General features: G+C 40.5%; 9 protein-coding genes and 3 pseudogenes. 8 read left to right on the top strand and 4 right to left on the bottom strand.

The annotated features are described in order from the left end of the window. Window positions 1–7 precede the first annotated feature (7 nt). Together NXM86_RS13030 and NXM86_RS13025 are read left to right on the top strand one after the other, a co-directional pair. The gene (locus tag NXM86_RS13030; protein ID WP_041269843.1) at window positions 8–325 is read left to right on the top strand and encodes a YlaH-like family protein; all 318 of its coding nucleotides are present in this window, start codon (window positions 8–10) and stop codon (window positions 323–325) included. Window positions 326–337: 12 nt separating this feature from the next. Then, window positions 338–622, top strand: a complete 285-nt coding sequence (locus NXM86_RS13025) for a hypothetical protein (protein WP_015863311.1) — start codon at window positions 338–340, stop codon at window positions 620–622. Between the two features lie 52 nt (window positions 623–674). Here the strand turns inward: NXM86_RS13025 and NXM86_RS13020 are convergent, their stop codons facing one another. Further along, complete coding sequence (locus NXM86_RS13020; protein WP_015863312.1) at window positions 675–875, bottom strand: YlaI family protein; 201 nt, start codon at window positions 873–875, stop codon at window positions 675–677. Between the two features lie 116 nt (window positions 876–991). Here NXM86_RS13020 and NXM86_RS13015 point away from each other — a divergent pair, with 116 nt between their 5' ends. Next, a complete protein-coding gene (locus NXM86_RS13015; protein WP_015863313.1) occupies window positions 992–1447 on the top strand; it encodes a pyridoxamine 5'-phosphate oxidase family protein in 456 nt (151 codons plus the stop codon). 36 nt (window positions 1448–1483) lie between these two features. Here NXM86_RS13015 and NXM86_RS13010 read toward each other — a convergent pair whose 3' ends face one another. After that, window positions 1484–2083 carry a YhcN/YlaJ family sporulation lipoprotein gene (locus NXM86_RS13010; protein ID WP_015863314.1) on the bottom strand — a complete coding sequence of 200 codons (600 nt, stop codon included), beginning with the start codon at window positions 2081–2083 and terminating at the stop codon, window positions 1484–1486. 134 nt (window positions 2084–2217) lie between these two features. Here NXM86_RS13010 and NXM86_RS13005 point away from each other — a divergent pair. After that, window positions 2218–3548: pseudogene (locus NXM86_RS13005) on the top strand (PhoH family protein). Between the two features lie 37 nt (window positions 3549–3585). Here the strand turns inward: NXM86_RS13005 and NXM86_RS13000 are convergent. After that, window positions 3586–4098 carry a hypothetical protein gene (locus NXM86_RS13000; RefSeq protein WP_015863315.1) on the bottom strand — a complete coding sequence of 171 codons (513 nt, stop codon included), beginning with the start codon at window positions 4096–4098 and terminating at the stop codon, window positions 3586–3588. A gap of 240 nt (window positions 4099–4338) precedes the next feature. Between NXM86_RS13000 and NXM86_RS12995 the strand changes: the two genes are divergently transcribed. The 3 genes and pseudogenes from NXM86_RS12995 (at window position 4339) to pyc (ending at window position 9500) form a co-directional block, all read left to right on the top strand. After that, the gene (locus tag NXM86_RS12995; RefSeq protein ID WP_015863316.1) at window positions 4339–4632 is read left to right on the top strand and encodes an Fpa/YlaN family protein; all 294 of its coding nucleotides are present in this window, start codon (window positions 4339–4341) and stop codon (window positions 4630–4632) included. Window positions 4633–4783: 151 nt separating this feature from the next. Then, a pseudogene (locus NXM86_RS12990) lies at window positions 4784–5993 on the top strand (FtsW/RodA/SpoVE family cell cycle protein). Window positions 5994–6056: 63 nt separating this feature from the next. Next, window positions 6057–9500, top strand: a complete 3444-nt coding sequence (pyc, locus tag NXM86_RS12985) for a pyruvate carboxylase (protein ID WP_498958130.1) — start codon at window positions 6057–6059, stop codon at window positions 9498–9500. A 33-nt stretch (window positions 9501–9533) separates the two neighbouring features. Here the strand turns inward: pyc and NXM86_RS12980 are convergent, their stop codons facing one another. Then, a complete protein-coding gene (locus NXM86_RS12980; protein WP_498958129.1) occupies window positions 9534–10493 on the bottom strand; it encodes a COX15/CtaA family protein in 960 nt (319 codons plus the stop codon). 465 nt (window positions 10494–10958) lie between these two features. Between NXM86_RS12980 and cyoE the strand changes: the two are divergent. Beyond that, window positions 10959–11887: pseudogene (gene cyoE, locus NXM86_RS12975) on the top strand (heme o synthase). The last annotated feature ends 4 nt before the right edge of the window (window positions 11888–11891 follow it).

Raw genomic sequence — 11891 nt, 5'->3', positions numbered from 1 at the left:
GAAGATGGTGAACGTTATAGAGCGCCTTACCTTTTTTGCTTCGTTATATAAAGTGCATACAAATCCAGAACAAGGAATGTGGCTTCTTTATATTACCATATTGATTTTATCGGTTATTGTTTATCGCCTTGGTTTTGCGAAAAAATTGCCATTGTTGAAAAATGTCATTATTTATGTGCTGTTAGCATTAGGCTGCACGATTTTAACGTTTTTTGCGGTATTTTTACCTGTCGCGGAAGGGTTGGTCGTTGCGGCTCTCGTATTAGTGATTTATAAAATTCGTCTATATCAATCGAAAAAGCATGAGGTAAATGAACAAAAATAAGGCGGTGGAACCATGAAGTCGCTGCAAGATGCTCTTTATAATTGGTTAACTATTTATGTTGTGGCCGAAGCACGTCCAGATGATATAGCAGCGCAAGAAACCGTTGCCTTTTTTAGGGAAATATTAAAGCACGATTTTAACATAACAAAGGTGGAAGTAAAAAAAGAAGATATGTATATCGTCGCGTATGAGAGAGACGGAGAGCAAAAATCAGCTCGTTTTCCAATGGAATTGATTGAGGCGATGCTTAGGCAAATAGAAGAAGCGCCTGAAAAATATCGCAATTATCCTTCCTAAAAAACGCCGGGTGATTACCCCCCGGCGTTTTTTATCGATTTACGCAAAGTTTTTACCATTCATCGTTTGGCAGTTTCGAGCGATATATACGAAATTTTCCGGTTGCTAGGCGCGCCTTTGTTTTTTCGGCAATCCGATGATAACATTCCTCGCACATGTATGTGTGAATAGGACGGTTGCGCAGCCGTTTCGCAAGCAATGATTCATCGTCGATCGTATCAATTCGGTCGCAAAGAACACATTTGACTCTCATTGTACACCTCGTCGCTTTATTCAATCTTTTTTTTTATTATATCATGAATCTGAAAGGTTTTTTACTTTTCCGTTTTAATGTATGATAAACGGAGAATAGTCTTAGGAGGGATGATCATGCCAAATAAAGTTGAACCTGCATTAACGGAACCGTTATTTCAAGCATTACAAAAAGAACGTTTTGTAACTATAGCGACTATCGACCATGAAACGGGAGGGCCAAATGTCAGCGCGATTTCATGGATTTACGCCCCTAACGAAGAGCATATTTATTTTGCTGTCGACAATCGTTCCCGAATTATCCAAAACATTCGTAATAATCCGTCTATTGTTGTGAATATTATCGCTAACGAATCAACCTACTCGATTAGCGGGAAAGCGCATATTAAAGCAGAGAAAATAGAGGGCGTTCCGCTTAAGTTGGCATTAGTGGATATTACTATTAGTGAAGTGCGTGATGTTATGTTTTACGGTTCCAAAATTGTAGAAGAACCAAAATATGAAAAAACGTACGATGCGCAAGCGGCAGCTAAACTGGACAATCAAGTAATGACCGCTCTTCGCAATGCATAAATAAGGAGCTTAGCTAATTACGGCTAAGCTCCTTACTTATTTATTTAAATATTCGTTGGACTGTTTTTCTTGATGGTTATTAAGCTGCTCTTCCTCACGCTTATTTAATTGCGAATCATTTTGTTCGGTTGGTTCCGGTGGCGTTGTTTCAAACAAATCGCTCGGAACTTCCGGCATGACGCGTCCGACGATATCCGCGATTTCGTTCATAAATGCTTGAACAGGCCGCCCATTATCAACTTGATTGACAATATTTTTTAACCGAGTGTATAAATCGGGGTCGGCAATGATGATTGAATTTGCTCCATACGGATCTTTTTGCAACGTTTCTGCGACAGAATATTTAATTGTGCCGACACGTGAAGCGTCGATATTTGCATCAATATCGATACCAACGATCGCGTATTTTCCGACAACAAGAGCGGTAGCATCGTTTACGTTTGGAACGCGCTTAGCTAAATTCGCTAGACGATGGGCAATTTCTTGTCCGGATTTATTCGTTACTTTTTCATCAACCGTATTTCGTACACGGACAAGCGAGCGATCCGCATCGCGCCCCGCTTCGTCATTTCCTATATTGCACCCACCTAATAAACCAATACATATCGCTATAAGCAAATATCGTCTCCAGTTCATTCCTTTTACACCTCTATCTTAATTTTTTATTTTATTTTGTCATCATTCTTCTATCTTTATACATTTCCTCATATCTTATATAACAACGATCCCGTCCAAATATAAAAAAATGTAAAATAGGGGGGCGCGGAATTTTGGGAGAAAAAATATATGTGTTAGATACGAATGTCCTATTACAAGATCCGTATTCCATCTTCTCGTTTGAAGATAATGAAGTTGTCATTCCAGCGGTTGTGTTAGAAGAAGTCGATTCGAAAAAGCGATATATGGATGAAGTAGGGAGAAACGCGCGGCAAGTATCCAAGCTTATCGATCGTCTTCGTGAAAATGGAAAACTACATGAAAAAATCCCACTTGAAAACGGCGGAGTGTTGCGCATTGAATTAAATCATCGTTCATTTCATCAGCTTCAAGAAATTTTCGTAGAAAAGACGAATGATAATCGCATTTTAGCAGTTGCCAAAAACTTATCTCTCGAGGAACAAGCAAAGGAAAACGGCCGTTCCGTTATTTTAGTAAGCAAGGATGCACTTGTCCGAGTGAAGGCAGATGCAATTGGGCTGCAAGCAGAAGACTTTTTAAGCGACCGTGTCGTCGATATTGATCATATTTACACAGGGTTTCTCGAGCTATACATAGGAACCGAGCATTTGCAGCGGTTTTATGAAAAGAGGGAACTCGTTTTAGCGGATATTGCCAATCATCCATTTTACCCAAATCAATTTATTATTATGAAAGATGCTTTTGGCGGCTCCGCTTCCGCACTCGGTATTGTCGACCATAGCGGCAAAAAAGTCCAAAAACTTTCGTTTCACTATGAACATATATGGGGAATTCGCCCGCGCAACGTACAACAGACGATGGCGTTTGAACTGCTTATGCGTGATGATATACAGCTTGTGACATTGATTGGCAAAGCAGGCACAGGAAAAACACTTCTTGCTCTTGCCGCAGGATTGATGCAGACGGAAGATTTGCGTACGTATAAAAAGCTGCTCATTGCGAGGCCAATCGTTCCAATGGGAAAAGATATTGGTTTTTTGCCTGGGGAAAAAGAAGAAAAATTGCGCCCATGGATGCAACCTATTTTTGATAATTTGGAGTATTTGTTTAATACAAAAAAAACGGGGAGTTGGATGCGATTTTAGCAGGAATGAGCTCGATTGAAGTAGAAGCGCTCACATATATACGCGGACGCAGCCTGCCGGAGCAGTTTATCATCATTGATGAGGCGCAAAATTTAACGAAACATGAAGTAAAAACAATTTTAACGCGAGCTGGTGAGAAAAGTAAAATCATTTTAATGGGAGATCCGGAACAGATTGATCATCCGTATTTGGACGAATATAATAATGGATTAACATACGTTGTTGAAAAATTTAAAGATCAAAAAATTGCCGGGCATGTCCGTCTTGTAAAAGGAGAGCGTTCCGCATTAGCGCAGCTTGCTGCTGATATATTGTAAAAAAAGCTGGATGTCCCATCAGTTGGGACATCCAGCGTTAACGGACAATGAAGCGGCGTATATGAGTAATTGGTGTTTTGCGATTGGAACCGTCGCCAAAATAAAAATGAACTGGCCCATCTTCTCTTAACGGTTTTCCATCTTTGGAAAAGCCGAGAATTGCCTTATAAGCTTGTTCGAGCGAAACGGTTACTTCATTATGTTCAGTCACAATGGTCAGTTCCTTTGCATCCGGGAGCGGTTCGGCATTTTGCAAAAATGGAGCAAGCGGCATTGCAAATGTTCCTGTAATAATTTTTTCTTTTAAGTAACGTTTTTCTGTCTTCAATGTCGGTGGAAAAACGGCACCTTCTTGAATTTCCCGATCCCAAAAAGCAGATAGTTTTTTGATTTCCTCTTCTTCTTCCTGTTGCTCGTTTTGAAGTTGTTCATGAGATGGTTTCAAGAAATATGTGTTCAAATCTATTTTGCGGTCATCAAAAATCCATACCCCTGGATCGAGTGTGATCGTAAATTTTACATTCCCTGTTATCAGAATAATATCGCTCATTTTCCATCCTCTCCTCTACATCAGCTGCTGTTTTTAGTATAATGGTTAATGGATAGTTTGTCATGCGTTAGGTGTCTGGATGTGTCTCTTTTTTCGCCAAAGCCGGGTGGTCATTGCATAAATGAGGCTTTACTTGGCGTATATCGTATTTGTTTGTTATAAGCGCTGACAAGTGTTTCAACTTGCAAAATTGTGTATTTCACGTTAAGATTTAAAGAAGGATTAGGGGAGAACGGAGGGATGGATGTGACAGATGATGCCATTAACTATCGTGAAAAAGCGTACGCGCTTCTTCAAGCAGATGCGGATAAAATTGTAAAACTCATTCAAGTACAAATGGATAACTTGACAATGCCAAAATGTCCACTCTATGAAGAAGTACTTGATACACAAATGTTTGGTTTATCGCGGGAGATTGATTTTGCGGTCCGTCTCGGGCTTGTGGATGAGAAGGAAGGGAAGGCGCTGCTTGACCGATTAGAGCGGGAACTTTCGGCGCTTCATGAGGCTGTGACAAAAAAGCGCGTACGATAAAAATAAATGCTAACTCAAACGGTTGAAAGGTGCAATCGTTTGAGTTTTTCTGTTTTTTAGAAGGAAAACAATGTTTGAATACGAATCATTTTAATATAATAACTATTCATCATGATTAAACATCTATACTAGCGAATAAGGAAGAGGAATGATGGATAAGGAATTAATCAAAAAGATTATGAAATGTTACGATTATCCGCTTATTATTGCAGTCGTTATGCTTTCGCTATTTGGATTGATTATGGTATATAGTTCAAGCATGATTTCCGCCGTTATCCGCTTTGAAGTGCCAAGCGACTATTTTTATCAGCGGCAAAAGTTATGGCTCATTGTATCATTTATTTGTTTTTTCGTTACGCTTATTGTCCCGTATAAAGTATGGGCGAATGAAAAATTGGTAAAAGTGATCTTTTTTGGATCGCCGCTGATGCTAACAGCAGTTGCTTTTCTAGGCCATACCGCAAATAACGCAACAAGCTGGTTTCGAATCGGGGCGTTAAGCTTGCAACCGGCGGAGCTTGTGAAACTGGGATTAATTGTTTACTTGGCAGCGGTATTTGCGAACAAACAAAAAAGACTGGCGGAGCCTGTTAAAAGTAATTTATTTCCAATTTACTATACGTTATTTATTTGTTTTTTAATCGCCATTCAGCCTGATTTTGGTACGGCGATGATTGTAATGGCGATCGCTGCTTGTTTAATTTTTTCGTCAGGATTGAGACTTCGCTTATTGTTTAAGCAGTTGTTATTTTTTATCCTTGTTATTGCATTGGCGTCTCCAATTATTTTTCCTCTTTTCGGTGATAAAATTTTTCAGAAGAGCGAATGTCACGGATTTATAGTTTTTTAGATCCGTTTAAATATGCCAATGACGAAGGTTTTCAGCTTGTTAATTCCTATTTGGCAATTGGATTAGGAGGAATAAAAGGATTAGGGCTGGGAAAAAGCATTCAAAAATATGGCTATTTACCTGAGTCGCACACCGATTTTATTATGTCCATTATTGCCGAAGAACTAGGGCTTTTTGGGGTAACATTTACATTAGGTATTTTAGCTTTTATTGTGCTAAAAGGATTATGGATTGCGAGAAAATGCAATGACGCGTTGGCAGTCTTCTTGCGATCGGAATTTCTGCCATGATTGGCATTCAAACGTTTATTAATGTTGGTGGTGTGACAGGAGTGATACCAATTACTGGAGTTCCATTGCCGCTTGTTAGTTATGGAGGTTCCTCGCTCATGATATTTATGACCTCCCTTGGAGTGCTTGTCAATGTATCGATGTTTACGAAATACGAACAAAGTTATAAACGAAAGGGAAAAAACGTGAAAAAATTGCAAGAAAGAGGTCTGACTTTTTAGAAAAGATATTTACAAAAAGGGAAAACCATTATAGTTTTATTAGAAAGGAGGAGAAGATAGACTATGAAAACGCGTCGAATTAACAAAGTACTTGTCGCAAACCGTGGAGAAATCGCCATTCGTGTCTTCCGTGCCTGCACAGAGCTAGGCATTCGCACCGTTGCTATTTACTCGAAGGAAGACACTGGCTCTTATCATCGCTATAAAGCGGATGAAGCATATTTAGTCGGCGAAGGAAAAAAGCCGATTGAAGCGTATTTAGATATCGAAGGGATTATTGAAATTGCCAAAGCTCACGATGTCGATGCGATTCATCCGGGATATGGTTTTCTTTCGGAGAATATTCAATTTGCCAAACGATGCAGAGAAGAAGGAATTATTTTTATCGGTCCGAATGAAGAGCATTTAGATATGTTTGGCGATAAAGTGAAAGCACGCCATCAAGCGGAATTAGCGGGAATTCCAGTCATTCCGGGAAGCGATGGACCGGTGCATAGTTTAGAAGAAGTGGTGCGTTTTGCAGAAACATATGGTTACCCGATTATTATTAAAGCTGCCCTAGGAGGCGGCGGCCGCGGAATGCGCATCGTTCGCTCTAAATCAGAAGTGAAAGAAGCGTACGAACGAGCAAAATCGGAAGCGAAAGCCGCATTTGGCAGCGATGACGTGTATGTGGAAAAACTAATTGAAAGACCAAAACATATTGAAGTGCAAATTTTAGGCGATTATGAAGGGAATATTGTCCATCTTTATGAACGTGATTGCTCTGTACAGCGCCGTCATCAAAAAGTGGTGGAAGTGGCGCCGAGCGTCTCGCTATCGGATGAATTGCGGCAGAGAATATGTGAAGCTGCGGTCAAACTCATGAAAAATGTAGGGTATGTGAACGCGGGAACGGTAGAGTTTCTCGTGTCTGGCAACGACTTTTATTTCATCGAAGTCAATCCGCGCATTCAAGTGGAACATACGATTACGGAAATGATCACCGGAATCGATATTGTCCAATCGCAAATTTTGATCGCCGATGGCTATTCGCTTCATAGCAAAGAAGTCGGCATTCCGAAACAAGAAGATATTCGCATTAACGGGTATGCGATTCAATCTCGTGTAACAACGGAAGACCCGCTTAACAATTTCATGCCGGATACAGGAAAGATTATGGCATATCGTTCCGGCGGCGGGTTTGGCGTGCGCCTAGACGCAGGCAACGGATTCCAAGGAGCAGTCATCACTCCATATTACGACTCGTTGCTTGTGAAAGTGTCTACATGGGCGCTGACGTTTGAACAAGCCGCAAGGAAAATGTTGCGAAATTTGCGGGAGTTCCGAATCCGTGGAATTAAAACAAATATTCCATTTTTAGAAAATGTCGTGCAACATCCAAAGTTTTTATCAGGAGAATATGACACATCGTTTATTGATACAGCGCCGGAACTGTTTGTGTTCCCGCGCCGAAAAGACCGCGGTACAAAAATGCTGACATATATCGGTACCGTTACAGTAAACGGTTTCCCGGGCATCGGCAAAAAGAAAAAACCAGTTTTTGATAAGCCTCGCATTCCGAAAATAAGCTATAAAGAGCCAATTCCGAGCGGGACGAAACAAATTCTCGATAAACAAGGTGCAGAAGGGCTTGTTAAATGGATTAAGGAACAAGATCGCGTATTATTGACGGATACGACATTCCGCGACGCACATCAATCGCTGCTTGCAACGCGTGTGCGCACGATCGATTTGGTCCGTATTGCTGAGCCAACGGCGCGCTTATTGCCAAACTTATTCTCGCTAGAGATGTGGGGAGGAGCGACGTTTGACGTTGCTTACCGCTTTTTAAAAGAAGATCCGTGGGACCGCTTGTTAAAATTGCGGGAACGAATTCCAAATATTTTGTTCCAAATGCTATTGCGTTCTGCGAATGCGGTTGGATATAAAAACTATCCAGACAATGTGATTCGTGAATTTGTTGAAAAGTCAGCGCAAGCGGGAATTGATGTGTTCCGCATTTTTGACAGCTTAAACTGGGTAAAAGGAATGACGGTGGCCATTGACGCCGTTCGGCAAACAGGCAAAATCGCTGAAGCGGCCGTTTGTTATACAGGAGATATTTTAGATCCGAGCCGTCCGAAGTATAATCTTGATTATTATAAAGCAATCGCCAAAGAATTGGAGCAAGCGGGAGCACATATTTTAGCAATTAAAGATATGGCTGGCTTATTAAAGCCAGAAGCCGCTTATGTGCTTATTTCTGCTTTAAAAGAGACCGTTGATATTCCGATCCATCTTCATACACACGATACGAGCGGAAATGGCATTTATATGTATGCGAAGGCGATTGAAGCTGGAGTAGATATCGTTGACGTTGCTGTTAGCTCCATGGCAGGCTTAACTTCGCAGCCGAGCGCCAATACACTTTATTACGCTTTAGAAGGAACAAAACGCGCGCCGGAGATGAATATACAAGGACTTGAACAGCTATCTCGTTATTGGGAAGATGTGCGCAAATTTTACCAAGAGTTTGAAAGCGGCATGAACGCTCCGCATACAGAAGTGTATATGCACGAAATGCCTGGCGGTCAATATAGCAACTTGCAACAACAAGCAAAAGCAGTTGGACTTGGCGACCGTTGGGACGAAGTGAAGGAAATGTATCGCCGTGTGAACGATATGTTTGGGGATATTGTGAAAGTAACTCCATCCTCAAAAGTTGTCGGTGATATGGCACTTTATATGGTACAAAATAATTTAACCGAACAAGACGTTTTTGAACGCGGCGAAACACTTGATTTTCCGGATTCTGTAGTTGAGTTTTTCGAGGGATATTTAGGACAACCATACGGAGGATTTCCAAAAGAATTGCAGCGCATTATTTTAAAAGGGCGTGAACCGATTACGGTTCGGCCTGGGGAATTACTAGAGCCGGTAGATTTTGAAAAATTAAGAGAAGAGTTATATCATGCGCTTGACCGTGAAGTGACGGATTTTGATGTGCTTGCTTATGCCCTTTATCCGAAAGTATTTTTAGAATATGCGGAAACGGTCAAAAAATATGGCGATATTTCTGTTCTTGATACGCCGACATTTCTGTATGGAATGCGTCTAGGAGAGGAAATCGAAGTTGAAATTGAAAAAGGAAAAACGCTCATTGTCAAACTAGTTTCCATTGGACAGCCGCAGGCGGATGGCACACGCGTCGTTTATTTTGAGTTGAACGGGCAACCGCGCGAGGTCATTATCCGCGATGAAAGCATTAAATCGGCGGTCGTGGAACGGATCAAAGCGGATCGTACGAATCCTAACCATATCGCTGCTACGATGCCGGGAACGGTAGTGAAAGTGTTAGTGGAAAAAGGTGAAAAAGTGAATAAAGGCGATCATTTAATGATTACAGAAGCGATGAAGATGGAAACAACTGTACAAGCACCATTTGCTGGGATTATTAAAGACATTTATGTAAAAAATGGAGATGCCATTCAGGCAGGAGACTTACTAATTGAATTAACAAAATAAATAAAAAGCGCTTGGGTGATTCCAAGCGCTTTTTTATTTGAGCAACATAGATGGAACGGTGTTTGTGCTGCGGCTTACCTCTTGCGCTTTTTGTTTATTATATTTGCTTCGTACAGCAAGCATCACTAAATAGCTAAGAACGCCGAATAAACAAGAAATAAAGAAGGCGTGTGCTAAAGCAATATATAGATTTAATTGTGTAAATACGCTCAGTGCTCCTGTTATCATTTGCAATAACACGAGAATAAGGGAAATGATCCATCCCCAATAAATGACACGTTGCTGTTTATAATATTTCACAGCTTGGATTGTTGCGATGAAAATCCAAATAATAATCAACGCTGCGGCAAGGCGATGTCCCATTTGCACCCATTCGTGAAGCTGCACAGGGATAATGCGTGTTTTTGAGCAAATCGGCCAGCTTGGACATGCTAAACTTGCTTGCATATGGCGCACTAATGCTCCAGTATAGACAACGACATAACAGTAGATGATGATGCCGTAAATATGGAATTTCATTTTTCGATCAAGCACTAGTGACTCGGCATCGAATTTTTTATCCACCTCAAAAATGAGCAATGTTAGCAAAAAAACAGCAGCAAATGAAATAAGAGAAATACCAAAATGCAATGCAAGCACAAAATCAGATTGTCCCCAAACGACAGCGGCAGCACCGATTAACCCTTGTAACACAAGAAACACAAACGAAACGATAGCTAAAAATTTTGTTTCGCGAATATGTCCGATCGCACGCCATACCCAAACAGATAAGATAAGCACCATAATACCAGCCAAGCCAGATATGAGGCGATGGCTTAATTCAATAACAAGTTCCGAGTTAATTTGTGAAGGGATTAACTGGCCATGGCAAAGCGGCCATGATCGTCCGCACCCCATGCCTGATCCTGTTTTTGTCACTAGTGCGCCTCCGATGAGCACAAACAACATCGCCAATGTTGTTAGAGAAGCAAACCATTTTAAAGAACGTTGCAAAATCTTCACCTTCTTGTATTGAGAAATCATTATTTTGTCAATAATTTTAGTAAAGTATACATTTATCTTATAAGAAAGAAAATGTAACAGCAATTGCGCTAATTATCATTTTACATGATGCCGTAAGAAAAACAAACTGATATTTACATATTGAATAAGTTCATTAAGTTTGCTAGAAATATAATAGGATAAGCAATAAAAGCGTTTTCTCTTGATGGAGAGAATAATACGCTTTTTGTAATTCGAAAATTTGACACAAATTATTCAAAAAAAGTTCACATTATGTCATAAAAATGTGATTTAATATAAAGAGAAAATAGGTTTTTTTGTTCTAATGGAAGAAATAATTTCCTGCAATGATGATTTGCCATGTGTTATGATATGATGGAGATGAAGAAAATTTGTTATATGGCACCGTCTATTATGTACATAAAAAGTTGACGGTGCGATAGGAGGAACGGGTGAATGGCTAATTTAAAAGCAATACATGAACAAGCTGCTCATTCGGGTGAAGGCTCGCGTGCAAATATAAGATCCATTTGGAAAGAGTTTTCGTCGGTCGTGAAAATCGGAATTGTTAATTCGAATCTAATTACGACATTCACTGGATTATGGTTAGCTCTCTATTTTATGGGAGAAGGTTTTTTGGAAAATCTTCATATTGTGTTTTTTACGCTGTTTGGTTCCGCACTTGTTATAGCTGGTTCGTGCAGCATCAATAATTTCATTGACCGTGACATTGACCAGTTGATGGAACGAACGAAAACGCGGCCGACAGTAACAGGGACAATGGAAGCGAAGCGCGTATTGTGGCTCGGAATTATCTTCATAGCAGTAGGGACGCTCAGCTTGTTAATGACAACGGTCACTGCTGCTATTGTTGGATTAATTGGTGTCATTACTTATATATTTTTATATACAATGTGGTCGAAGCGAAACTATACATTGAACACAGTTGTCGGAAGCATTTCTGGCGCTGTCCCGCCGGTTATTGGTTGGACTGCGGTAGATCCGGATTTCCATGTCGTTCCTCTTGTTTTATTTTTGATTATGTTTATATGGCAGACACCGCACTTTTTGGCATTGGCGATGAAACGATGCGAAGAGTATCGGGCGGCAGGCATCCCAATGCTTCCAGTTGTTCATGGTTTTGCGATGACAAAGCGGCAAATCGTTGTATGGGTTGCGTGCTTATTGCCACTGCCATTTTATTTGTACTCATTAGGCGTGCCGTTTTTAACTGTTGCTACGTTGTTAAACGTAGGATGGCTTGCATTGGGCTTTATGGGCTTAAAATGAAAGATGACTTAAAGTGGGCAAAGTGGATGTTTATTTATTCCCTTAACTATTTGACGATTTTATTTGTAGCAATGGTTATCGTTACTCTTTGGTAAATGG

Origin of the sequence: Geobacillus sp. CX412 (assembly GCF_027942335.1) — a bacterium.
GTDB lineage: Bacteria > Bacillota > Bacilli > Bacillales > Anoxybacillaceae > Parageobacillus_B > Parageobacillus_B toebii.
The sequence above is the reverse complement of the archived record's forward strand: the minus strand, read 5'-3'. Positions and strand labels throughout refer to the sequence as shown.

Coding starts and splice junctions, on each gene's coding strand:
- NXM86_RS13025 (WP_015863311.1), top strand. CDS start 338: ATGAAGTCGCTGCAAGATGCTCTTTATAATTGGTTAACTATTTATGTT.
- NXM86_RS13020 (WP_015863312.1), bottom strand. CDS start 875: ATGAGAGTCAAATGTGTTCTTTGCGACCGAATTGATACGATCGACGAT.
- NXM86_RS13015 (WP_015863313.1), top strand. CDS start 992: ATGCCAAATAAAGTTGAACCTGCATTAACGGAACCGTTATTTCAAGCA.
- NXM86_RS13010 (WP_015863314.1), bottom strand. CDS start 2,083: ATGAACTGGAGACGATATTTGCTTATAGCGATATGTATTGGTTTATTA.
- NXM86_RS13000 (WP_015863315.1), bottom strand. CDS start 4,098: ATGAGCGATATTATTCTGATAACAGGGAATGTAAAATTTACGATCACA.
- NXM86_RS12995 (WP_015863316.1), top strand. CDS start 4,339: ATGGATGTGACAGATGATGCCATTAACTATCGTGAAAAAGCGTACGCG.
- pyc (WP_498958130.1), top strand. CDS start 6,057: ATGAAAACGCGTCGAATTAACAAAGTACTTGTCGCAAACCGTGGAGAA.